This window comes from Acetobacter sp. A11-2 (assembly GCF_040208445.1).
Lineage (GTDB): Bacteria > Pseudomonadota > Alphaproteobacteria > Acetobacterales > Acetobacteraceae > Acetobacter > Acetobacter oryzoeni.
In genome coordinates this window covers 1,906,144-1,928,098 of sequence record NZ_CP157843.1, presented here as the reverse complement: position 1 = coordinate 1,928,098, position 21,955 = coordinate 1,906,144, and the positions used below count along the sequence as shown (strand labels likewise).

The following is a 21,955-nucleotide window of genomic DNA, read 5'->3' as shown; positions in this document are numbered from 1 at the left end:
ATCCGGTATGGCTGGGTCAGAGATAGGGATTATCAGTGGCAAGATAATCTTGCACGTAGCGTTTAACGCCCTCTTCCAGCGGTGTGAACTGGGCAGTGTAGCCAGCAGCCCGCAGGCGGGAAAGATCTGCCTGTGTGTAGGATTGATACTGCCCATGCAAGCTTTGGGGCATATCAATAAATTCTACCCGGCGTTCACAGCCAATGGCATCACACACGGCATGGACCATATCCAGATAGGTGCGTGCAGTGCCTGTGCCGCAATTAAACAGGTCTGATACCTCCGGGTTATCATACAGCCAGAGCATAACGTTTACGACATCACCTACCCATATAAAGTCACGAGCCTGCATGCCATCTGCAATATCTGGCCTGTCAGACCGGAACAGACGTGCTGGCTGGCCGGATTTCACCTCATCATATTTTACTTTAACCACAGAGATCATCTTGCCTTTGTGGTATTCGTTTGGCCCGTAAACGTTAAAGAATTTTAACCCGGCCCATTGCGGTGGGCGAGGTGTGTGCTGATCAAGCGTGGTGGTAACGTGCTGATCAAACACGTGTTTGGACCAGCCGTACAAATTAAGCGGCCGCAATTGTGAAAGATTGCCCGGATCATCATTGAAGAGTTCTGGTCTGTCAGCCGCGCCATATGTGGCGGCAGAAGACGCATAAATAAACCGTGCGCGGTTGCGTGTGCACCAGTCCCATAATGTTTGTGAGAGCTCCACATTGGTGCGCCATACCAGATCACCATCTGTTGCGGTGGTCTCGCTGATAGCGCCCATATGGAAAATGGTGTCTATTTTTGGGGTTGTGGCCAAAAAGGCTTCCAGATTTTCTGGCGCAATCAGGCGCGTGGGCGCATGCTGAGACACATTGCGCCATTTGCCTTCCTGCCCAAGCCAATCAACAATTATTGTTTCCAGCCCTCTGGCAGCCAATGCAGCCTGTAGGCATGAGCCGATAAAACCGGCTCCCCCTGTAATTACTATCATGGCGGGGGAGTATAAAGGGCGGCATCGTGCACTCCAAGCTGTCAAATGCCTGATGTGCCCAGAAGTGGGGTTTCATCCCATAGTCAGGGCGAAACATATTGCCTAGTATTCCTGCGTGATCGCAATTTAACAGGAAAGAGGCACATAGCATGAGCGAAGAAATTACAGTTGTTGCTCTTTTGAAGGCAAAGCCGGGCGCAGAGGAAAAAGTGGCACAGGCTATGGTGGCGTGCATCAAGCCATCTCGTGCAGAAAGCACCAACAGCCAGTATGTGCCCAACCGTGATCTGGATGATCCGCAGACATTTGTTTTTGTAGAGCGTTGGGCAAGCCGCAAGGCATTGCAGGATCATATGGAAACGCCGCATTTTAAAACACTTGCAGCAGAACTGAACACGCTGTTGGAAGCCCCCATTCAGCTTCATATCTTGCAGCCTCTACCTGGCGCCTGAGTGCACGTAGTGAAATCTGCATAAAAAAACGGCCCCATATTACGGCGTGTCGTCAGTTAAGCAGGATGATGATTGAGGCGAACTGCACGGCTGCGAGGAAGGTCGATTTCAGTTTATCGTAGCGGGTTGCGATAGCGCGAAACTGCTTGAGTTTATTGAAGAACCTCTCAACAAGGTTCCGTTCGCGATAGAGAGAAAAATCGGTTTTCCGTCGTGTCGTTCTGTTGCGTTTTGGCGGGATGACCGGGGTAATCCCGCGCTGTATCAGCCGATCGATCAACCTGTCCGCGTCATACGCCTTGTCAGCAAGGAAAGCATCCGGTTCGATGTTTTCCAGAAGTGGTTCTGCCTGGGTGATATCGGCATCCTGTCCCGGTGTGATGCCGAGTTCCACTGGATTGCCCAGAGCGTCGCAGATGGCATGGATCTTTGTAGTTAGCCCGCCTCGTGATCGTCCGATGGCCTGATCCGTGCCCCTTTTTTGAGAGCTCCGGCACTATGCTGATGCGCTCGGACAATTGTGCTGTCGATCATCATGTATTCGTTGTCGTAATCAGCGGCCAGATAACGAAATATCCGTTCGATGACGCCGCTTTCACACCAGCGGCGCAGACGCCGGTGCACGTTTTTCCAGTCACCGAAACGGGCAGGAAGGTCGCGCCATGGAATACCCGCGCGATAGCGATACAGCACCGCCTCCACGAACAGACGGTTGTTCACCGCAGTGCCGCCGACATAGCCTTCTCGACCAGGAAGAAGATCCTTTATCCGCTCCCACTGGTCATCGCGTAAACTATAGCGCCGCATCTGTCTGTCTCCCCAAAAAATGGGAAAACAGTCAGCACACGCAGACACAAAGTACAACCCTCACGTGCCACTCTCAGGGCTTAACTGACGACACGCCGTAGGTGGGGCCGTTTTTTGTTTTGTGTAATCGGATGGCAGTGAACTGGCTATCGCAGCACAAACTGCTGAAAAACAACCACCAACCCGATACAGAATGTTAAAAACAGACTGTGCTTAAAGGTGCGCGCCAGCACTGTACCTTCCTGCCCTTTGAGGGATGTTACAGATACGCCGGTGGTGATGTTCTGAGGAGAGATCATCTTACCTATCACGCCACCTGATGAGTTTGCTGAAGCAAACAGCACCGGGTCCAGTGAAAGCTGATGCGCTGCGGCCACCTGCAGGTTGCCAAAAAGGGCGTTGCCGGAGGTATCGCTCCCAGTCAGGAACACGGCAATCCAGCCAAGGAAAACAGAAACCAGTGGGAAGACCATGCCCGCAGAAGAAACGGCATATCCCAAAGTATAGGTCATGCCGGAATAGTTCATCAAAAACGCCAGCCCGATTGTGAGTGCAACAGTCACAACGGCCAACCAGCCCTGTTTGAGCGTAGTGCGGGCGGCCGCGCCAAACTGCTGTAATGTTGTACGGGTGAACAGGGCTGTTAGAATGGTGGCAACCAGAATAGCCGTACCTGTGCCCAAGGGTTCAAACTTCCACACAGCGGCATAGGGCGTTTTATACAGAGAGATAAACACCGCATTATCCAGCCCCGGCCAATGAATGGGCAGTGCGCCAATTTTGGCGATATGCAGCGCATCCCACGCAATAACCACAGCAATAACCGTAATCCACGGAATCCACCCTTGCCAACGCGGAACGGGGGCAGTGCCTGTGTGCTGGTTGTGCAGATGGCTAAGATCAATAGCGTATTGTGGGTCGGATATCGGTTTCCAAAAGCGTAGGAAGCCAATGGTAGCCACAAGTGCCACGCTGGAAGAAAGCACGTTGCTCAGGCTGTAAAGCCCGGCGCCAGAAATAATCAGCAGCGTTAAGGCAAAGCTGCCACCAGCAACCAGTAGTACGGGCCATGTCTGCCGGACGGAACGCCACCCGCCGTAAAGTGCCATAACGTAAAAGGGAATAAGCAGCGCAAACGGGGTAAGCTGCCGCCCAATGGTTGCCCCCAGCACATCTGCCGGTAGCCCTGTAATGGAGCCCAGAACGGTAACGGGAATACCCAAGCCACCAAATGCTACGGGTGCGGAGTTAAAGATCAGCACATAGGTCAGGGCATCCAATGCCGGAAAACCCAGCATGATCAGCAAAGCACTGGTAATAGCTACGGGGGTGCCAAATCCGGCCACACCTTCTAGGGCAGCGCTAAAGCAGAAGCCCAGAACAACAAGCATGATGCGCCTGTCATTGGGGACGTGCTGGATAATCCAGTCTCGGAAAGCATCAAATCGCCCATTCTGCACAGCCACATTGAACAGAAAGAGTGCAGAAAGCGCGATCCACATAACTGGCAGAAGAGAAAACACAACACCATTGCTGATGCTGGCAACAGCCAATTTGGCAGGCAGCCCCCAAATTGTGGTGGCTACCAGCAGCCCTACAATCAAGCCGCCCAGAGTGGCCTGCCATGCCGGACGACGCAGAATGCCCATAACAAAGAGTGTAACGATAATAGGTGAGGCCGCGAGCAGAAATGACAGCACAAGGTTGTGCCCTGCTGGAACAAGTGGCTGTATGAACATGGCAGTTCCTGAATAGGCGTTAATTCCCCTTCTTACGTGGGGGATAAAACAATCTTAAGGGAACGGTTGCGGCGCGATGCAAGAAAAAATGTCGTTATAACAATATGTTGTGATGAGGGAACTTTTAGAAAGGCAGCTAAACAGCCATCTTTCATGAAAATGACATATTGGTAATGGATGTGGAGAAGCCCCGTAATCCGTGCTTTTTGTCGCAAGTTTATGGGACAAGCCTTATTGGCAAAAGTTCATGCGGAAGGGGACGGCAGGTGTCTTTTCGGATTCAGCAACGGCAAACGGTATGTGCCGCGTTACTGCTGGGGTTGGCGGGGTGCGCCACGCCTGCTGTCAGACCCGGTGGATATGCATCCTCTCAAGCGTATTATCAGGCTGCATATGAAAGGTCAGAAGCCAACCCGGCGGCCTATAGGCCTGTAGGCCCGGCAGAGGATCCATGGGGACCATATATCAGGGAAGCAGCGCAGCGTTTTTCCATACCGGAAAGCTGGATACGTGCCGTGATGCAGCAGGAATCGGGTGGGCATCAGTATCTGGATGGTCAGCTTACAACGTCATCCGCCGGTGCAATGGGGCTGATGCAGCTTATGCCCGCTACCTATGCGGATATGCAAAGCCAGTTCAATCTGGGGGGAGATCCGTATAACCCACATGATAATATCATGGCGGGGGCAGGGTATATCCGCCAGATGTATGATCATTATGGTACGCCCGGATTTTTGGCAGCTTATAATGCTGGCCCACAACGCGTAGATGACTATTTAACATCTGGGCGGCCTTTGCCGGATGAAACGGTGAATTACGTTGCATCCATTACGCCCCATCTAGGTACAGCAACCGCACCAGCTGGCAGTTTTGCCCCAGCACCTTCCCCTGTAATGGTAGCCAGTGCTGGTTCATCCATAGTGGCTGCTCCTGTGGCAGAATATGCACGGGCAGATCTTTCGCGCACGGCCGATGGCTGTTTGCGTGACCCGGATGCAGCATATGATCCCTCAACCCCTTGCTTGATGGATAGAGATACGCCTCATCCAGACCCGCAACCGGTTGAAGAAGCTGCGCCTGTAGAAGTTGCACAGGCGCAACCGGCTGGTGTTTCAGATCAGGCGGTAACAGCTACGCCGCTTGCTGTGGTGCCTGCTGGGGCTGGTAGTACCCCGGTGCAAGCTGCGGCATATAATATACCTTCAGAACAAAGAGGATATGCGCGTTCCAGCCCGGCGCATGTTCTCACGCTGCCTTCATCATCTTTGTCAGCAAGATCATCTGGAGCGGTGCAGGTAGGGGCCTTTGCATCTTATGCCGAGGCACAGCACACGCTGGAATCTGTAAACCGTTTGCTAACAGCGCATGCCTTATCTGTACGTCCTACTGTTACACAGGCTTCTGTAGCAGGGCGGTCTTATTATCGGGCGCAGTTTATTACGGCTCAGAATACCGGTCCGGCTGATGTTTGTCAGGTACTGCGGGCACGTGCGCTCCCCTGTATTCAGGTGCGTGGAGGGTAAGAGGAGAAAGTCTTTTCCCTTTTGAGCCAATTACCTGTAAAGCCTCTGCGTCTTCCAGAAAAACAAAGTGGAACAATAAATGGAAAACGCAGCAATGCCTGAGAAGGGAGCAGATAGTACTGTTCCCATAAAGGTTGTGGTTGTTGGTGTTCTGGCTGCAACGGCAGGCCTGATGTCCGGGTTGGATATTGGCGTTATTTCCGGGGCGCTAGATTTTCTGGCGCGGGATTTCAACGCATCTACTCTAGCGCAGGAATGGATTGTCAGCGCCATGATGGCGGGCGCTGCCGTAGGGGCTGTAGGTGCAGGGTGGATTACCCGGCATACCGGGCGCAAATGGTCTTTGGTTTTTGGGGGCGGCGTTTTTATTGCCGGCTCCTTACTGTGTGCTCTGGCATGGTCTGTGCCTGTGCTTATAGCTGGGCGCGTGCTGATGGGGTTGGCCATTGGCGTGGCAGCTTTTGCCGCTCCCCTTTATCTTTCCGAGGTATCAGACCAATCCAGCCGTGGCGCCATGATTTCCACCTATCAGCTTATGATTACGATAGGTATTTTTCTGGCGTTTTTAAGCGATACGTTTTTTAGCTACCACGGGCAGTGGCGGTGGATGTTTGGTATTATTGCCATTCCCGGCATTGTTTACGTTATTGGGGTTTTGTTTCTACCCTATAGCCCGCGCTGGCTTATGATGCGTGGCCGGAGGGCAGAAGCGCTGGAAGTGCTGACAAGCCTGCGCGCAACCCCGCAGGAAGCACGGGCCGAAATAAAGGCCATTCATAACCAGTTACAGGCACGCCAGAATGGCTGGAGCTTATTGCGTGCAAACGGCAATTTTCGCCGTTCGGTTGGTTTGGGCATGCTGTTGCAAGTTATGCAGCAATTCGCGGGCATTAATGTGGTGATGTATTATGCCCCACGTATTTTTCAGCTTGCAGGCTTTGTCGGGACTGCACAGATGTGGTGCACCGCCATGATCGGGCTGGTAAATGTGATGGCAACATTTCTGGCCATCAGCCTGGTTGATAAGTGGGGGCGTAGGCCAGTGCTGTATTGTGGCTTTGCCATTATGGTGCTGAGCATGGCGAGCCTCTCCTTACTGCTCCACGGCAGCATGGTGGATCAGGCATCCCGTATGGCATGTGTGTTTATGGTCATGGTTTTTATTGTGGCTCATGCCATGTCCGCCGGGCCGATTGTGTGGGTGCTGTGTTCGGAAATTCAGCCAATGCAGGGCAGGGATCTGGGCATTATGCTTTCCACCCTGACAAACTGGATTGCCAACATGATTGTTGGTGCTTCTTTTTTAAGCGTGCTGGCATGGTTGGGTGGTTCTGCCACTTTTGGAATGATTGCCGCATTGAATGCCTGCTTTTTAGGGCTGACATATTTGTTTGTACCAGAAACCAAGGGCATCAGCTTGGAGCAGATTGAGCGGAATCTGATGTCTGGCAAAAAATTACGGGATATCGGAATTTCTTGAGCAAACCATAAGAATGGGCGCAGACAAAATGCGTCCATTCTGAATGTGCAAAAAATACAAAACCACATGCAAAATCTTGCAAGGAAAGTATTTTAAATTTTCTTGGGAAAACTTGGCGCACCCGAAAGGACTCGAACCTCTAACCCCCAGATTCGTAGTCATTGGCACTTAAAAGTCGTTAAGACGCAAGGAAGCGCAAAAAGGCGCAAAACTGCCGAAAATTAGATGGTCAGAAATTCCGTTCACGCAGCTAGATGCAGCGAAACGCATGGATTACTCTTTCCATTCACTCCGGAAACACTCCGGAGAATGGCATCTGGTGCTGACACGGGGGCATGACTTGGGGATGGTTCCGGAGTGAGACACCAGCAGAGATAAGAGGGTGGGAAGTGCCAAAAAATCCGGCGGGGTTACACCAAAACACGGTGTACTGGTGTAACAGGTGTAACACATACATATATACTATTGATTTTGCTGGGTTTTCTTCCCTCCATCCTGTTACACCTCACGCCTCCGTGATGTGTAACAGGTGTAACAGACCAGTTTGAGGGCGCCATGAAGCTTACAAAATCGGGAATAGACCTCCTCACCTGCCCGCCGGAAAAGCGCGATGTCATGTTTTCAGATGATGAGGTGAAGGGCTTTGCCGTCCGTGTGACGAGCAAAGGCAGCAAGGTATTCCTGTTCAATTACAGCAAAAATGGCCGTTCTAAGCGGGTGAAGCTGGGTGCGTATGGGGATTTAACCGTGGCGCAGGCCCGTAAGCTGGCCGAAACACTGCGGGGCAGGGTGATAGCTGGGGAAGATCCTGCGGAGGATAAAAAAGCACAGGCGCAGGCGGTTGAGGCCATGCTTGCAGCACAGGCAGAACAGGCAGCGGCGGATGCTTTAACGCTGGGTGTGCTGATTGATCGTTGGCAGGAGAACAGCCTGAAAGATGCCAGTGCCAGTTATCGCAAGGAGGCTCCCCAGCGTTTACGCTCTAGCCTGCCAGCCTTACTTGCTCGACCAGCTCATGCCTTGAAGGTGGCGGAGGTGCAAGCGCGGCTGGATGAAGTAGCTCAAGATCACCCCACAAATGCCAGGCGTATTAAAGCGTATGGCCGCGCCATGTATGGATGGGCTGAAAAGCGCAATCTTGTAGAAGGCAATCCATTTGCCCGCGTGATTGTTGAAGGCAGGGAGGTTTCGCGTGATCGGGTGCTGTCTGATAGGGAACTGGGTGAATACTGGCGGGCTGCTGCCCTTATACCGTATCCGTTTGGCCCATTTTTTCAGCTTCTGGCCCTGACATTGCAGCGCAGAACAGAAGTTGCGGGCATGAGGTGGGATGAAATAGCGCCAGATTGGAGTGAGTGGACTATTCCGGCGGAGCGCACCAAGAACGGCAAGGCCCATGTAGTGCATTTATCTGATGCTACCCGGCGCGTGCTGGCCGGTATTCATCGTCAGGTAGATGCAAAAACCGGCCATATCTCGCCTTTCGTGTTGAGTGGCACCGGCAAAACGCCTGTTTCCGGGTTCTCTGTAGCTACCAAGCGGCTTAAAGCCCTGATTATGCTGGAACGGGCAGGGAATGAGGCGGAGGGCCAAAAAATTGCGGGAAAAAATCCCTCCGCGCTGCCTGCGCTAGGGTGGCATTTGCATGATTTGAGAAGGACGGGCGTTACAGTAATGGCACGCCTGAAAATTGGGCCGCATGTGGCTGATAGAGTGCTGAACCACATTGAAGGCACCATTAGCGGCGTTACGGCTGTGTATCAGCGCCATGAGTTTCTGACAGAACGCGTTGCAGCGCTGGATATATGGGCAGCACATGTCTTGCGTGTGGCTGAAAGTTCAGGAGCAGAGTCTTTGGGAGGCAACGTGGTGGCGTTGTGGCGGTAGGAATAAAAAAGGCGTTCCTTTAACCGAGAGGAACGCCTACAGAGCATAGGGCAGCGCACTGAATAATAACTCTTTAAAACGGTAAATTGATTTGTCGAGCGGCACTGCGGTGCTGAAGCACTTTCAGAATTTTAGTTTCACTTTTCAGGCCGTGGTCTGTCTGCCATTGCTGCACTAGCACCTTACAGAGAAGAATATCCCCCTTGGCAAATGAGATTTCGTTTTTATCAACGGCTTCCAAAAATTCTTCATCTTCTATGGATGCCCATACCACATTCTGGCCGTCGTTTAGCTTCCACTTTCCGTCTTCGCTAAATGACAGGTTTACAATGGAAAACGCTGCTATGCTTTCCATGTCTATAATTTTATAGTCATCTCCATCTGGCGCTGCAAAAGCAGGTAATTCCGGCTTTGTTACATGAACCGGGGCCGTATCTTTAGTTGTTCCGGCTGGCCGGAGGGAAAGGTCTGTAATGCCGTCTCTCCCTAAGGGCTTTACTGTTTCTGCTATTGCCTTTCTAACCCTCACATCTCGATATAGTTCCGCAATTTGAACCGGTACTATGATCGTATCGCCTTCCATAGATAAGGAATCAGATGGAAACTCTAGAGAAACATGGCCGTCACGCAATACGACTGCTTTCTTGACTTTACGACCGCGCGCAAACTTCAGAAGTCCATACAGACTTCCTCCGATTGAAGTGCCTGCTCCTAAAAACGTCCACAGGTTCGACAATGCTGACGCACCGTTTCCTGATAACAGGTCGCAGGCTTGCGCAAAAAACCCCTGAACTAAGTGTATATAAACTTCGAATGAGCCTTCATTAAAGGCTTTTACACGTACTGAAATATGGGATTTTTCACCATTAATAACACGGTTTGCTTCTTCAAATAGCTTGCCAAAAGCGATCAGCGCCGGAGCCAAATCAGCCACGGCCATTTCTCCAGCTTCTAGAGCTGGGCCATCATAATTGATGCAGATGGTCTTTCCGCTCATTTCATCGCTCACAGCTTTTCCTTACACATAATCAACGCACAACAGGCTAGACTTTGCTAATTAAAATTTTGACGGCCTTTAAGCATGACTTGTGTAAGCTGTCTAACCAAGAAAAACTGAATACTTTTTAGGCCAGTCCTGCGCCTAATCGTATTCTACCGGAACTCCGGTATCAGTCACTTCTCCATCTGAGCAATGCCTGAAACTCTCAAAGTCTAGATATGATCTTTGGTGCCTTCAGTTATCAAGCGTTCCTTGACAACTGAAGGCACAGAACCGGCTATTTCACTTTGCCCAAGGTTCGCTTAGCATTAAGCGGGCAAGTGATGCATTGTCACCAACGGCTGAAGCTTGTGTTGTTTGGGACTGGCCATTCTTCTTGCTCGTTACAGTTATCATACCATTTTTCACAGAATACTGACCAATAACCTTACCATCTTTTAAAACATCATATTTATCAGACATCATTTTTTTCCTTTCTAAACCTCACCCCAGCTCCTCCGCCATTTTCAGGGATAAATTCAACCCCTGCGGCTTCTAGTGCGGAGCGGATGGTTTCTATTGTGCTGGTTTTTAGTTCTTCGCCTCTTTCAAGACGAGCAATGGTATCAGGGGAAACGCCTGCTTCTTTTGCAAGATCACGCACTCCCCAGCCGATAGCAGCGCGGGCCATTTTACATTGAACAGCTAACAAAATCCGAACCCTGATACGATTTTTCCATTGCAGATTTATCGTAACTGTGTTCGGATAATAGGGCAATGTAATTTGCGGCCAAATGGGGAGCTTGGACCCTCCCACACTTGGCCTAACCACAACCGCTCGCACTAGGAGACGGTAATGGCTGAACACGCCTATACCATGCCCGGCAAATGCTGGGCAGTGCTTACACTTGCTCGCCTGCATGGCGATACTCTGGCCGCCATTGGCGCTGCTGGCCTTTCTATGCTGGCTCTTGCTGGCTTTCTGCACCCTGAACATTTGCACAGCCCCTCCGGCGTGCAGGCAGCACAGCACACACAGCCCCAGCATATCCGCGCAATGTCACCACAGCGCCGCGCTGGTGCCGTTCTGGCGCTTTCCTCTAGCCGGAGGGCCGGAGCATGACGCAGCCTGCCAATACAGCCGTATCACGCCGCACAGCGTTGGCCTCGGCTTTTGCGGCCTCTGCTGCCTCTGTTCTGCCTGCTGTAGCCTGTGCCGCCACCTCCGCCGGAAATGATGCACACCTGTTGGCGCTATATCGGCAGTTTCAACGTGTGAGTGATGCTATTCACGCCATAGATACTGGGGTGGTGTATAAATGCGGGACACCAGAAGCCACGCAGCAGGAATCCAAGCTAGAAACTCTGCTGAGGCGTGATGATCTATTGTTGAAGCAGATAGCCAACACGCCAGCTCTTACGCCGCGCGGTAGGCAGATTAAAGCTTCTATCGTGCTGGCTAGGCTGCCTCGTGCCGTAGAAGATTTTGACCTCGATCTTAGTAGTGAAGAAATCAAAATGTGTCTGTCTCTGGCGCGTGATGTGGCCGGAGGTGTCGCATGATAGCCATGCAATATCCCTCCGGTGGTTCCCTATTGCCTATTCCTGTTTTGTTCCCAATGATACCGCCTAGCGCGGCTAGGTTTGGCCGCCGAACGCCTGCACCCCATGACAGGCCCGCCGCGCTGCTTTCTGATATTCATGGGATTAACCGGCGTGGGGCGGTTGTGTGGGAAATGTATACTCTGCCTGCTATTGAAGACAGGCTGAAAAACGGCATTAGACTTTCAGATACGTTCCCTGCCTTTGTGATGCTGGATGATTGGATACAAGATAATTTTGACCGTATGAGCCGGGCTATGCGTAATTGCATGAAGCACGGAGTTCCGGCTGATGCCTTTTATTATCCCGAAATATTGGGGTCTTTCGTTAAAAATAAGGATGCACCCCCAGACTGTCTGAGGACATTCGAGTATTTTCGTGATGCAATCTATCTGGAAATCCAATCCCTTCTTAAAAGCGGGCGTTTATCTGCTTATGGGAAAGAGAATTTAACAGATGAAAAGTGGCAGATAATACCCACTTCGTATTTTTCATTAGATTGCAAAATTCTCTTTAAGCAAAACAAGGTTCTTGTAGAGGGTGCAAGCTATCTGGACGTGCGTGTAACGTGCATAGAAAGCTTGCCTATCTGGTGCGCTATGATTGCTTATGGAGACCCAGAGCAAGTTCGCGTGCTTATGCAGTTATTCACTTATGACCGTTCTTCTTACCCTGCTGGCGTGCAGGAAAATGATCTCATTTCTGAACAGAATACCTTCAAGAAATATTTTTGCGCCTTAATGCGGGCAGAAAAATTAAAGGGCTATTATTTAGGCACTGATGAGCAAGTAGAGCCTGCCTTATGGATTGAAGATAAGGTTGATCTCATTTCCTCTAAAATCTGCATTAGTCCTAAAATATGGAAGGGCGTTAAGGTTTACACACCACATCCCCCGCTAAATGCAGCCGATGGAGAAGCGGTAGCAGGCCGTGAAAGGCAGCAAACGGGTATGTCGGGTTTGGGGCGTCCTCAAAAACACAAACCAGAGCAAGGCTATAAACGTCTAGATGCTCCGCTGCTTAAGGAAATGAAGCATCTCCTTGAAAGCGGGCAAGCCAGAAGTTTACACGATGCAGCTAAACAAGTGGCAGACCGGGCCGTTGGAAAAAATACTCAACTGGAAAGCAAAATAAAGCGGCTTATGAAGCATTTTAAAGAAAAATATGAGCCAGCTTTATAGCCGCCTATTCTTTCAGACTTTTTCAGAAATATTCAGCCGGAAAAGTTCTGAAAAGACCTGAAAACATCATCCCTAGTAGTCCTTAATTCACGCACCAAGCAGCACAAACATGCAGCAAGGGGCTTGTGAAACAGGGAGATCAAATCATGCCTTCTACGGCACAAGTTCAAAATGAAAAAACAGGTCTGATGGGCGGTGTTGCTCACTTTCCCGCACGTCATCGCAAGGAAACTATAACGCCGTTGGTGTTCTCAAATGACCAAGCTGCTGCCATGGCTGGGGTTTCACCTCGCACTATGCAAAATATGCGATTGGATGGCACAGGGCCGGAATTTGTAATGCTTACAAAAAGGCGTGTTGGCTACACCATAGAAGCCCTCCGTGCGTGGATTGCCAGTCGCTCTGTTAAGAGCACATCAGACGCCACCACACGTTTTGGGGGTGCAGCATGAGAATGTCATATCCTTCATGCGGTGCGATGCTGACACTTCCCGAAATGAACCAAGCAGCTAAGCGTTATCAGGAAGTGCCCTGCACTTGGTTATGGTCGGATTACACAGAAACCGGCCCTAATCTTCTTGCCCGCCTGTTGCGTTTTTTGGGTGGGATTGATGAATATCTGCAAAACAGCCTTCACCAGCCCAACATGATAGAGGCTTTGCGTCCATTCTACATAAAAGAGTTCAACCCTATTCCTTCTCAAGCTGTGATCGTAGGGCTGGCTATCGTATGGCCAGATATTTGTAAGCTTCTTGATGCCGATAGCCGTTACGCTTCCTTGGTAGATTGGGAACGCAGGCCGCAAGATGCCGTATGGCGGTTTGTCCCTATACGCGGCGGCCTGGTGCGGTTGCATGAGGCTCTCTATCGCCACCGCCGTACACATGAAGCTTATTACTGGCTGTTGCAGATCGGCTGGAATGAACTGCTGGAATTGGCTGACAAGCGAGACCATGCAGCCCGTGAACTAATGGCTGGCCGTGCTTTTTTTGAACCGGAGGGTGGCATTGCAGTGCTTCCTGCGGATTGGGTAAATCATGAGGCGGCATAGCGCAGCCGAATTGGCTCGGCTTCTGGCTGATAACATTACCCGCCTTGCACCAGAATTGCTGCCACATGGCAAAAAGGATGGTGCAGAATGGCGTGTAGGTTCTTTGGCTGGTGAGCCGGGCCAGTCCCTTGCTGTGCGTCTAACTGGCGCACGGCGGGGGCTATGGTGCGATTTTTCAAGCGGTGAGCGTGGCGATGCCCTAGACCTTGTGGCCGCGTGTCTCTTTGCCGGGAATCGTAAGGATGCAATGGCGTGGGCCAGCTCATGGCTGGGGCTGACAGATAACAGCACACAAGCAGCGATACAGCGGCGTCCAATCTTGGAAAAAGTGAAAACTTCTGAACTTGATAAAGAGGCGCAGCAAAGGCGGGCCAAGGCGCGGCGGCTTTGGCAGGAAACGCCTGCGGGCATTGCTGTTACACCAGTAGAAAGTTATCTGGCAGGCCGTGGCATAGATCTTCGCCAGCTAGGCAGAGCGCCGGGTGCATTACGTTTCGCGCCTGCTGTCTGGTGTGCAGAGGTGCAGAAGCCTTTGCCAGCCATGCTGGCCGCAATCTGCGGGCCTAATGGTAAAATGGTGGCCGTGCACCGCACTTGGTTACAGCAATCTCCCTCCGGCACATGGGTTAAGGCTGACCTGCACAATGCCAAGAAAGTGCTGGGTAGTTTTGCGGGTGGGTGTATCCGGCTTTGGCGCGGTGCCTCTGGTGCAGCTCTTGGCGTAGCGCCAGAGGGTGACATAGCTATTTTGGCGGAGGGTATAGAAACAGCCTTATCTACCGCCATTGCTTGTCCGGAATACCGCGTGCTGGCCAGTGTCAGCCTATCAAACATGGCAGCCGTAAAACTGCCTGACACCATCAAAGAAATTATCGTTGCAGCAGATAACGATGCCGAAAATCCGGCGGCGCGTAAGGCGCTGACTGCTGCCATCCATCAATTCACAGAGCAGGGCCGCACAGTCCGCCTTGCCGTGCCAGAAATCGAGCATGGAGACTGGAACGATGTCCTCCGAAATGAACCAGACACAGGCCACAACGGGCCGTGAAAGCGTGCGGGCGGCTATAGAGTCGGCCAAAGTTGTTAATCTTGATAGCGGTAAAGGTAAAAAAAGCAGCCAGCGTAAGCCCTCCGGCAAACGGGTAGAATCGCCTTGTGGCCAGTTTTTCTGCGATGCTTTCGGTCTGTTCAAGAAAGCAGCGGATAGCAGCAAAACAGACATGAAGCTGTCAGGGCCTATTGAGGTTTTGGCAGAAACACGCGGGCCTGACGGTACGGGGTGGGGTTTGTTGCTGGCGTGGCAGGATAGGGACAATCAACGCCATGAGCAGGCTTTTCCGCGTGCCATGTTTGCGGGTGACTGTGCAGAATTACGCAGCCAGCTTGCAGACGGAGGGCTAACACTTGCATCTGGCCCAGCCGCTAAAGCTGCTTTTGCTGCATTTCTATCAAGTATTTCCAGCACAGAACGGGCGCGGTCTGTTCCGCGTATTGGCTGGCATACCCTCAAAGGCGGCATGAGCTACGTTCTGCCAGATGCCACATATGGCAACACGGAAGAACGGGTTGTGCTGCAAACAACAGACCCGGAAACAGACTTATTTGGCGTTGCGGGCACATCGGAAGAATGGAAGCAGCACATAGGGTTTCTATGTCGTGGCAATTCGCGGCTCGTCTTGGCGGCGTCTGCTGCATTTTCTGCACCTTTGCTTGGCTTGTTAGGTTTGGACGGCGGCGGCGTTTCGTTCTTCGGGGCATCGCGTGCCGGTAAATCTACCGCCTTGCTGGTTGCTGCCAGCGTATGTGGTGGCACACCAGAAGCTGGTGCCAGAGGATATGCGCGGTCTTGGCGTTCTACTTCTAACGGTCTGGAAAGTGTTGCTCTTGCAAGTTGTGATGCCCTGTTGCCGATGGATGAAATCGGGCAGCTAGACCCAAAAGAAATTGGTGATGTGGCCTATATGCTTGCCAATGGCCAAGGCAAAGTAAGAGCCAGCCGCACAGGTGCAGCGCGTGCCGTGGCGCGGTGGCGTGTCCTGTTCTTGTCCACAGGTGAAAAGACGCTGGATGATGTGAACAGGGAAGCAGGCCGCGCAACCAAAGCAGGCATGGAAGTGCGCTATTGTGACGTGCCAGCGGATGCCGGTGCCGGAATGGGTTTATTTGAAAACACCCACCATCTGGACAGCGCCGGTGAGTTTGCAGACCATCTGGCAAATGCTTGCGGCCAGTTTTACGGCACACCATTCCGCGCGTTCCTTACACACTTAACAGAACGCATGACGCAGGAAGGCATACGCCCGTTACGTGAACGCCTGCTGGAACGTCTGGAAACAATAGCAACCGGATATCTGGCAAACTGGCCTAAATCCTCCGGACAGGTGCGCTCCGTTGCACGGCGCTTTGCCATGATTGCCATAGGTGGTGAGCTGGCAACCTCTTTCGGTCTGACCGGATGGGATACAGACACAGCAGAAGTGCTGGTAGGGATGTGCTTTGGTGATTGGTTGCGGGCACGTGGCACCTCCGGCCGGAGGGAAGATGAACAAGCCGTGCAGCAGCTACGGGATTTTATTGCCCGTAATGGCTCTGCCCGCTTTGCTGATTGGGTAGATAAAAACCCGGAGGAACTGCCTGAAACGTGGGATGAAGGTAAGCCACCACCAGAGAGATACCGCATACAGAACCAAGCAGGCTGGCGGCGTTGGCTTAAAACACAGGATGGCCGCTGGGGATGGTGCTACATGCTCACATCATCCGGTATGCGTGAAGCTCTGGCAGGGCTGAATATGAAAGATGCTACCAAGGTTCTGGTAGATCGGGGTGTGCTGATACCAGACACACAAGGCAAAACCTCACGCCCGGAACGGCCACCGGGACAAGCTGGCCAGATTCGCCTTTATGTGGTGGCCGGTAATATTCTGGCTCTATCTGCTGGCAATGAATGAACACTAGCCGGAGGGCATGCGCCCTCCGGCTCATTCGGGCTGGGTTCATCCTCCTATAGCGTCTTTTCTCTCGGTATGTGTTTCGTGCATGGCTTTTTGGTGTTCCAATAGGGCAAGGTCTATTGGAACAGATGGTGTGGAACACTTTTTGCCCACTTTTGTGTTCCAATAGGGTTGTTTTTTGTATTTTGGAACAATACCTATCTAGGGTCTAAACCCTATTGGAACACATTTAGGAACACTCTCACATGAAAATCGGATACGCTCGCACCAGCACCACAGATCAGGTGGCCGGATTAGAAGCGCAGGCCCGTGACCTATTAGCCAATGGGTGTGAGCGTATCTTTCGTGAGCAAATAAGCGGTAGCAGCACAGACCGGCCAGAATTAAGCGTGGCGCTCGATCACTTGCGGGCTGGTGATGTGCTTGTAGTGACCAAGCCAGACAGGCTGGCGCGTTCTACGGCTGACCTGTTGAGGCTGGTAGATGAGATCAAAGCCAAAGGCTGCGGCCTGATTGTGCTTTCCATGAACGGTGTGACATTGGACACCACCAGCCCCACCAGCAAGATGATGCTCACTATGTTGGCTGCTGTAGCCGAATTTGAGCGGGACATTATGAAAGAGCGCCAACGTGAGGGCATAGCCAAAGCTAAAGCCGAGGGACGCTATAAGGGACGCAAGCCAACAGCTCGTAGTCAGACAGAACAGGTGCAGGCTCTTGCGGCTAACGGTATCAGCGCGACAGAGATAGCCAAGCGGTTAGGCATAGGCCGCACCTCCGTTTATCGTTGCCTTGCGGATGCGGCGGCATCGTAAGTGTGGTTGTGCCGTGGTGTGCGCGGGCAGCGCGCGGGTTTCTTTTCCGATTTTTGAGAATTTTTAGCCCAAAACGGCTCTAGCTATGCGCTCACAACATAACAAAAACAGCCCATTTTGAGGGTGTCCAAAACAAGAACACCACGAAGAATATTCGTATTATTGCGTGCATATTGGCAGAAAACCGCTAATGTTTGCTTGATGTTTGGTACACCTGTTACACCGATTTCTAAAAGGTGTAACAGCGTTGTGTATCAATTTTAATATTATAAATCATATACTTAGGTCAGTTGTTACACCTGTTACACTTGTTACACCGCATTTTGGTAAGGGGTTGAGTAAGAGGCAGGTGTAGCAGTTCCGGGTGCATGCAAAAAACGCATACCTACGGCAGCCGCCTGATAGGGGGGTGGGTAAATCTTTACAGGCTGATAGGCGGCGTAACCGCGCCAGTCTCATGCGTAGATTTTCGATACATTTTTTGAAAAAAATCAAAGAAATCAAAGAAAGAGCGGGCAATATGAGTAAAAGCAGGCCCAAATTCGCAAAAAATGGCGGAAAACTGCGAAAAAACGCCAAGGAGGGGTGGGGGGACAAAAATCTCTAGCACTCATGAGCACCTGAACCGCGCCATGGGCAAATTTTTGCCCCCGCGAAATTGCAGCAAAAAGATACGTCGATGGTCAGGAGGGCCAAAGGGTGGTGGGGGCGATCATGGTTTTGAGAGCTGGGAAGAATCAGCAGCGGGGAAAAAGCCTCTGCCATGCCAGCGTAAAGCAATGGCTGCCAGTCACTCCGCAAACACTCCGGAAAGCAAAAATGCTCTGCCATCTTGAAGCGCCAATTTCGAATTTCTTTAGGAAAATTCTGGCGCACCCGAAAGGACTCGAACCTCTAACCCCCAGATTCGTAGTCTGGTGCTCTATCCAGTTGAGCTACGGGTGCGCCGTGAGCGGGTATTTAGCCGAGCACGGTGGGGTCGGCAACCCCTAAAATGCAAAAAAGTGAAATTTTTTGTCAGTCATTGCCCAGAAAGTTTTTCCAACCGCGGTTTTCTGGGCGATGGAGTGTAACATGCGCCCGACATTCAGGGGTTCCGTATACGCCTTCAAACGTATCTCCAGCCGGATGCGCTTCAAACACCATGGGAAGCGGCTGGTTTTTGGCGTCCTTTAAAACAAGTTGGGCATGATAATGCTGCTTACTCTTGTCAGGTGTGCCGCGCAGGATCAGCGTGCCCATTTCAGGCACAAAGATCATGCGTTTGGGTTCGATCTGCATGAGTGATGTGCCGTTAACGGGGCAATTTTCGCCTTTGTCTTGCACAAGGGTGCCAATCCATTCCCCGTATGGGTCATCTGCGGCAGAGGCCGGTTGCGTGGCGGCTTGGGCGGATGTGCAAAAAAAGCCAAGGCTGCCCAATGCCAGTGCGCCATATTTCAGCCAACAGGAAAAACGTGTGTGCTTCATGCAAAAACTCCTGATTTCGTTGGCAATCTGTACCTTGTGTATGGCACAGGCAAGGCGGGTATCAGGCGGAATAGGTGTGCACCTTTCTGGTTTTTAGGGTGACGCCATGACAGCATGGCTTTATATCCGCCTGTAAGAGAGCCCGTGCAGCCCCATATGTGGCCGCACATCCTTAGGAAAAGCCAGTTCTGGCACTGAAATCAGAAAGACCTGCAGTTCATGTCTGTTGATGCCACCCCGCCTGTTTCGCCTTCCAAGCTGGATGAATCCTTGCACCATGACCGTATTCTGATTCTGGATTTCGGAAGTCAGGTTACGCAGCTGATTGCCCGCCGTGTGCGCGAAAGTGGTGTGTATTGTGAAATCTGGCCGTTTACGGCAGATGCTGAACGGATTCGTCAGTTTTCACCCCGTGGTATTATTCTTTCTGGTGGCCCTGCCAGCGTAAACAACCCGGATGCCCCGCGTGTGCCGGATGTGGTGTTTGAAATGGCCGTGCCTGTGCTGGGCATCTGCTATGGGCAGCAGGCCATGTGCAAACAGCTGGGTGGGCAGGTTGAAAGCGGAGACCACCGTGAATTCGGCCGCGCCTTTGTTGATATTGTAGAAGATTGCGCGCTGTTCCGTGGTGCATGGGCACGTGGTGGCCGTGAACAGGTGTGGATGAGTCACGGTGACCGCGTGGTGGAACTTCCCCCCGGTTTCCGTACTGTTGCAGTGAGTGAAGGCGCACCGTTTGCTGTTATCGCAGATGAAGGCCGCCGCCTTTATGGTGTGCAGTTCCACCCGGAAGTGGTGCATACGCCACATGGTGCAGCACTGCTCAAAAACTTTACCCATAATGTTGCAGGCTGCTCCGGCACATGGACGATGGCTGGTTTCCGTGAAATGGAAATTGCCCGGATTCGTGAGCAGGTCGGTGATGGCAAGGTTATCTGCGGTCTTTCCGGTGGTGTGGATTCTTCCGTGGCTGCGGTGTTGATCCATGAAGCTATTGGCGATCAGCTAACTTGTATTTTTGTTGATCACGGCATGCTGCGCGCTGGCGAAGCTGATGATGTGATCAAGACATTCCGCGGCCAGTTTAACATCCAGCTTGTGCATCGCGATGCTTCAGACATCTTCCTGAAGGAATTGGAAGGCGTTACAGACCCGGAAATCAAGCGGAAAACCATTGGCCGCTTGTTTGTGGAAGTGTTTGAAGAAGAAGCCACAAAGCTGGGCGGGGCGCAGTTCCTTGCGCAGGGCACGCTTTATCCAGATGTGATCGAGAGTGTCAGCTTTACGGGTGGTCCTTCCGTTACCATCAAGTCTCACCACAATGTGGGTGGCTTGCCAGAGCGGATGAACATGAAGCTGGTTGAGCCGTTGCGCGAACTCTTCAAGGATGAAGTGCGCGATCTGGGGCGTGAACTGGGGATTCCCGAAATTATTGTCGGGCGTCATCCGTTCCCGGGGCCGGGGCTGGCTATTCGTATTCCGGGCAATATCACGCGGGAAAAACTGGATCTGCTCCGCAAGGTGGATTCCGTGTTTCTGGAAGAAATCCGGGCTGCCGGACTGTATGATGCTATTTGGCAGGCCTTTGCAGTGCTGCTGCCAGTACGCACCGTTGGTGTGATGGGCGATGGCCGCACGTATGATCAGGCGTGTGCCCTGCGTGCCGTCACCAGTACAGATGGCATGACAGCCGATGTTTATCCGTTTGACATGGGCTTCCTCACCCGTGTTGCTGGGCGCATTGTGAACGAAGTGCGCGGGATCAACCGCGTAACGTATGACATTACGTCTAAGCCCCCGGGCACGATTGAGTGGGAATAAGTTTCCCGTCATAAAAAAGGCCGGGTGGCTGTAAAGCCCCCGGCCTTTTTTATTGGTTTGTGACCAAAGATCTTATTTGTTCAGCCAAGGTGCGATTGGCAGATTTTTTGCCCGCAGGAACTCGGGGTTGAACAGTTTGGATTCATAACGTGCGCCGCCATCGCAAAGAATGGTGACAATCCGATGCCCCGGCCCGAGTTTGCGTGCAGTACGGATTGCAGAGGCCACGTTAATGCCAGAAGACCCGCCAACGGAAAGACCTTCTTCACCTAGCAGGCTATAAATAATTTCCAGCGCTTCTGGGTCAGGAATCCGCTCGGCATCATCAATAGGGGCCCCTTCCAGATTGCCTGTTACGCGGGATTGGCCAATGCCTTCTGTAATGGAAGATCCAGAAACAGACAGATCATTGCTTTTCACCCAGCCATACAGCCCAGAACCTTCTGGGTCTGCCAGCACAATACGGGGGGCTGTTACGCCATCGCGCTTGGCAGCATCATGCAGCCCCAAGGCCACGCCAGCTAACGTGCCACCCGTGCCGCAGGCGCAGGTAAAGGCATCTACCTTACCGCCCATCTGCTGCCAGATTTCTGGTGCCGTGGTGGCGCGGTGGCCTTCACGGTTGGCAACGTTATCGAACTGATTAGCCCATACCCATCCGTTTTCTTCGGAGAGGCGGCGTGAAACGTGCACATAATTGCCCGGATCACGGTAGGGTTTGGCAGGCACAAGGCGGAGATCTGCCCCGATCATGCGCAGAAAGCCGATTTTTTCCTGGCTTTGGGTTTCGGGCATGACAATAACGCATTTATATCCACGCGCATTGGCAACCAGCGTGAGCCCAATACCGGTGTTACCGGCGGTGCCTTCAACAATTGTGCCGCCGGGTTTAAGCACGCCACGGCGTTCTGCATCTTCAATAATGGCCAGCGCCGCACGATCCTTGACAGAACCGCCCGGATTCATGAATTCGGCCTTGCCGTAAATATCACACCCTGTGGCTTCAGACGCTTTGCGCAGGCGTACCAGAGGGGTTCCGCCCACCGCGCCCGGCATGTCGGCAGAAAGCGTGGTCCAGCCGGGGTGAGGGGTGGAAACGGCGTTTTCAGTCATTTGGTTACACCTTATGCTGTCACGTTATAATGCGTTGGTCAGACTATCATGCTCCATCTGAAAATTCTGCCCCAAGGGCAAACAGAT

Annotated in this window: 21 protein-coding genes and 2 tRNA genes; 13 read left to right on the top strand and 10 right to left on the bottom strand. The window is 52.1% G+C overall.

The features are described 5' to 3' along the window. Nucleotides 1-16: 16 nt before the first annotated feature. Nucleotides 17-997, bottom strand: a complete 981-nt coding sequence (gene rfaD, locus ABNV41_RS09390; protein ID WP_050818543.1) for an ADP-glyceromanno-heptose 6-epimerase — start codon at nt 995-997, stop codon at nt 17-19. 149 nt (nt 998-1,146) lie between these two features. Between rfaD and ABNV41_RS09385 the strand changes: the two genes are divergently transcribed. Continuing rightward, entirely contained in the window at nt 1,147-1,449 is a 303-nt protein-coding gene (locus tag ABNV41_RS09385) for a putative quinol monooxygenase (RefSeq protein ID WP_003623595.1), read from the top strand. A 52-nt stretch (nt 1,450-1,501) separates the two neighbouring features. On the opposite strand, the gene ABNV41_RS09380 is transcribed toward ABNV41_RS09385, so the two are convergent. Both ABNV41_RS09380 and ABNV41_RS09375 read right to left on the bottom strand, forming a co-directional pair. Beyond that, a protein-coding gene (locus tag ABNV41_RS09380) for an IS5 family transposase (protein ID WP_087651418.1) occupies nt 1,502-2,256 on the bottom strand; the annotation gives its coding sequence in 2 pieces (ribosomal slippage) (nt 1,502-1,917 and nt 1,917-2,256; 756 coding nt in all). A gap of 146 nt (nt 2,257-2,402) precedes the next feature. Further along, on the bottom strand, nt 2,403-3,995 hold the full coding sequence (locus ABNV41_RS09375) for an L-lactate permease (RefSeq protein WP_349934624.1): 1,593 nt from the start codon (nt 3,993-3,995) through the stop codon (nt 2,403-2,405). Nucleotides 3,996-4,174: 179 nt separating this feature from the next. Here ABNV41_RS09375 and ABNV41_RS09370 point away from each other — a divergent pair, with 179 nt between their 5' ends. Continuing rightward, entirely contained in the window at nt 4,175-5,518 is a 1,344-nt protein-coding gene (locus tag ABNV41_RS09370) for a lytic transglycosylase domain-containing protein (protein WP_196332622.1), read from the top strand. A 79-nt stretch (nt 5,519-5,597) separates the two neighbouring features. Next, nucleotides 5,598-6,998 (top strand): sugar porter family MFS transporter, encoded by a 1,401-nt coding sequence (locus ABNV41_RS09365; RefSeq protein ID WP_087651540.1) that lies wholly within the window; start codon nt 5,598-5,600, stop codon nt 6,996-6,998. A gap of 113 nt (nt 6,999-7,111) precedes the next feature. On the opposite strand, the gene ABNV41_RS09360 is transcribed toward ABNV41_RS09365, so the two are convergent. Next, nucleotides 7,112-7,256, bottom strand: a tRNA-Arg gene (locus ABNV41_RS09360). A 297-nt stretch (nt 7,257-7,553) separates the two neighbouring features. Between ABNV41_RS09360 and ABNV41_RS09355 the strand changes: the two genes are divergently transcribed. Next, nucleotides 7,554-8,885 (top strand): integrase arm-type DNA-binding domain-containing protein, encoded by a 1,332-nt coding sequence (locus tag ABNV41_RS09355; protein WP_349934623.1) that lies wholly within the window; start codon nt 7,554-7,556, stop codon nt 8,883-8,885. Nucleotides 8,886-8,958: 73 nt separating this feature from the next. Here the strand turns inward: ABNV41_RS09355 and ABNV41_RS09350 are convergent, their stop codons facing one another. The 3 genes from ABNV41_RS09350 to ABNV41_RS09340 form a co-directional block, all read right to left on the bottom strand. Beyond that, nucleotides 8,959-9,894 carry a hypothetical protein gene (locus ABNV41_RS09350; protein WP_349934622.1) on the bottom strand — a complete coding sequence of 312 codons (936 nt, stop codon included), beginning with the start codon at nt 9,892-9,894 and terminating at the stop codon, nt 8,959-8,961. Nucleotides 9,895-10,167: 273 nt separating this feature from the next. Beyond that, nucleotides 10,168-10,350, bottom strand: a complete 183-nt coding sequence (locus ABNV41_RS09345) for a hypothetical protein (RefSeq protein WP_349934621.1) — start codon at nt 10,348-10,350, stop codon at nt 10,168-10,170. Next, nucleotides 10,340-10,576, bottom strand: coding sequence for a helix-turn-helix transcriptional regulator (locus tag ABNV41_RS09340; RefSeq protein WP_349935104.1), 237 nt, complete (start codon nt 10,574-10,576; stop codon nt 10,340-10,342). The genes ABNV41_RS09345 and ABNV41_RS09340 overlap by 11 nt, the downstream gene beginning before the upstream one ends. 144 nt (nt 10,577-10,720) lie before the next feature. Here ABNV41_RS09340 and ABNV41_RS09335 point away from each other — a divergent pair, with 144 nt between their 5' ends. The 8 genes from ABNV41_RS09335 (at nt 10,721) to ABNV41_RS09300 (ending at nt 17,464) form a co-directional block, all read left to right on the top strand. After that, nucleotides 10,721-10,987 (top strand): hypothetical protein, encoded by a 267-nt coding sequence (locus ABNV41_RS09335; RefSeq protein WP_349934620.1) that lies wholly within the window; start codon nt 10,721-10,723, stop codon nt 10,985-10,987. Continuing rightward, the gene (locus ABNV41_RS09330) at nt 10,984-11,427 is read left to right on the top strand and encodes a hypothetical protein (RefSeq protein WP_349934619.1); all 444 of its coding nucleotides are present in this window, start codon (nt 10,984-10,986) and stop codon (nt 11,425-11,427) included. The genes ABNV41_RS09335 and ABNV41_RS09330 overlap by 4 nt, the downstream gene beginning before the upstream one ends. Continuing rightward, nucleotides 11,424-12,647, top strand: a complete 1,224-nt coding sequence (locus ABNV41_RS09325) for a hypothetical protein (RefSeq protein WP_349934618.1) — start codon at nt 11,424-11,426, stop codon at nt 12,645-12,647. The genes ABNV41_RS09330 and ABNV41_RS09325 overlap by 4 nt, the downstream gene beginning before the upstream one ends. Nucleotides 12,648-12,793: 146 nt before the next feature. Beyond that, nucleotides 12,794-13,099: an AlpA family transcriptional regulator gene (locus ABNV41_RS09320; protein ID WP_014457422.1), complete on the top strand. Its 306-nt coding sequence runs from the start codon at nt 12,794-12,796 to the stop codon at nt 13,097-13,099. Between the two features lie 2 nt (nt 13,100-13,101). Continuing rightward, a complete protein-coding gene (locus tag ABNV41_RS09315) occupies nt 13,102-13,698 on the top strand; it encodes a hypothetical protein (protein WP_349934617.1) in 597 nt (198 codons plus the stop codon). After that, on the top strand, nt 13,685-14,746 hold the full coding sequence (locus tag ABNV41_RS09310; protein ID WP_349934616.1) for a toprim domain-containing protein: 1,062 nt from the start codon (nt 13,685-13,687) through the stop codon (nt 14,744-14,746). Before ABNV41_RS09315 ends, ABNV41_RS09310 begins: the two co-directional genes overlap by 14 nt. 4 nt (nt 14,747-14,750) lie before the next feature. Then, complete coding sequence (locus tag ABNV41_RS09305) at nt 14,751-16,646, top strand: DUF927 domain-containing protein (RefSeq protein ID WP_349935103.1); 1,896 nt, start codon at nt 14,751-14,753, stop codon at nt 16,644-16,646. Between the two features lie 248 nt (nt 16,647-16,894). Further along, nucleotides 16,895-17,464, top strand: a complete 570-nt coding sequence (locus ABNV41_RS09300; protein ID WP_281854742.1) for a recombinase family protein — start codon at nt 16,895-16,897, stop codon at nt 17,462-17,464. 868 nt (nt 17,465-18,332) lie between these two features. Here ABNV41_RS09300 and ABNV41_RS09295 read toward each other — a convergent pair. Further along, nucleotides 18,333-18,409, bottom strand: a tRNA-Arg gene (locus ABNV41_RS09295). Nucleotides 18,410-18,481: 72 nt separating this feature from the next. Beyond that, the gene (locus ABNV41_RS09290; RefSeq protein WP_050818539.1) at nt 18,482-18,934 is read right to left on the bottom strand and encodes a hypothetical protein; all 453 of its coding nucleotides are present in this window, start codon (nt 18,932-18,934) and stop codon (nt 18,482-18,484) included. A 219-nt stretch (nt 18,935-19,153) separates the two neighbouring features. Between ABNV41_RS09290 and guaA the strand changes: the two genes are divergently transcribed. Beyond that, nucleotides 19,154-20,755, top strand: a complete 1,602-nt coding sequence (gene guaA / locus ABNV41_RS09285; RefSeq protein WP_050818538.1) for a glutamine-hydrolyzing GMP synthase — start codon at nt 19,154-19,156, stop codon at nt 20,753-20,755. A 72-nt stretch (nt 20,756-20,827) separates the two neighbouring features. Here guaA and ABNV41_RS09280 read toward each other — a convergent pair whose 3' ends face one another. After that, complete coding sequence (locus ABNV41_RS09280; RefSeq protein WP_003623602.1) at nt 20,828-21,868, bottom strand: cysteine synthase A; 1,041 nt, start codon at nt 21,866-21,868, stop codon at nt 20,828-20,830. Nucleotides 21,869-21,955: the final 87 nt, after the last annotated feature.

Excerpts from the sequence above, each read along its gene's own strand:
- ABNV41_RS09300 (WP_281854742.1), top strand. The coding sequence starts at position 16,895 with ATGAAAATCGGATACGCTCGCACCAGCACCACAGATCAGGTGGCCGGA.
- ABNV41_RS09280 (WP_003623602.1), bottom strand. The coding sequence starts at position 21,868 with ATGACTGAAAACGCCGTTTCCACCCCTCACCCCGGCTGGACCACGCTT.
- ABNV41_RS09335 (WP_349934620.1), top strand. The coding sequence starts at position 10,721 with ATGGCTGAACACGCCTATACCATGCCCGGCAAATGCTGGGCAGTGCTT.
- ABNV41_RS09345 (WP_349934621.1), bottom strand. The coding sequence starts at position 10,350 with ATGATGTCTGATAAATATGATGTTTTAAAAGATGGTAAGGTTATTGGT.
- ABNV41_RS09330 (WP_349934619.1), top strand. The coding sequence starts at position 10,984 with ATGACGCAGCCTGCCAATACAGCCGTATCACGCCGCACAGCGTTGGCC.
- ABNV41_RS09320 (WP_014457422.1), top strand. The coding sequence starts at position 12,794 with ATGCCTTCTACGGCACAAGTTCAAAATGAAAAAACAGGTCTGATGGGC.
- ABNV41_RS09375 (WP_349934624.1), bottom strand. The coding sequence starts at position 3,995 with ATGTTCATACAGCCACTTGTTCCAGCAGGGCACAACCTTGTGCTGTCA.
- ABNV41_RS09325 (WP_349934618.1), top strand. The coding sequence starts at position 11,424 with ATGATAGCCATGCAATATCCCTCCGGTGGTTCCCTATTGCCTATTCCT.
- ABNV41_RS09385 (WP_003623595.1), top strand. The coding sequence starts at position 1,147 with ATGAGCGAAGAAATTACAGTTGTTGCTCTTTTGAAGGCAAAGCCGGGC.
- guaA (WP_050818538.1), top strand. The coding sequence starts at position 19,154 with ATGTCTGTTGATGCCACCCCGCCTGTTTCGCCTTCCAAGCTGGATGAA.
- ABNV41_RS09315 (WP_349934617.1), top strand. The coding sequence starts at position 13,102 with ATGTCATATCCTTCATGCGGTGCGATGCTGACACTTCCCGAAATGAAC.
- rfaD (WP_050818543.1), bottom strand. The coding sequence starts at position 997 with ATGATAGTAATTACAGGGGGAGCCGGTTTTATCGGCTCATGCCTACAG.
- ABNV41_RS09355 (WP_349934623.1), top strand. The coding sequence starts at position 7,554 with ATGAAGCTTACAAAATCGGGAATAGACCTCCTCACCTGCCCGCCGGAA.
- ABNV41_RS09310 (WP_349934616.1), top strand. The coding sequence starts at position 13,685 with ATGAGGCGGCATAGCGCAGCCGAATTGGCTCGGCTTCTGGCTGATAAC.
- ABNV41_RS09290 (WP_050818539.1), bottom strand. The coding sequence starts at position 18,934 with ATGAAGCACACACGTTTTTCCTGTTGGCTGAAATATGGCGCACTGGCA.
- ABNV41_RS09365 (WP_087651540.1), top strand. The coding sequence starts at position 5,598 with ATGGAAAACGCAGCAATGCCTGAGAAGGGAGCAGATAGTACTGTTCCC.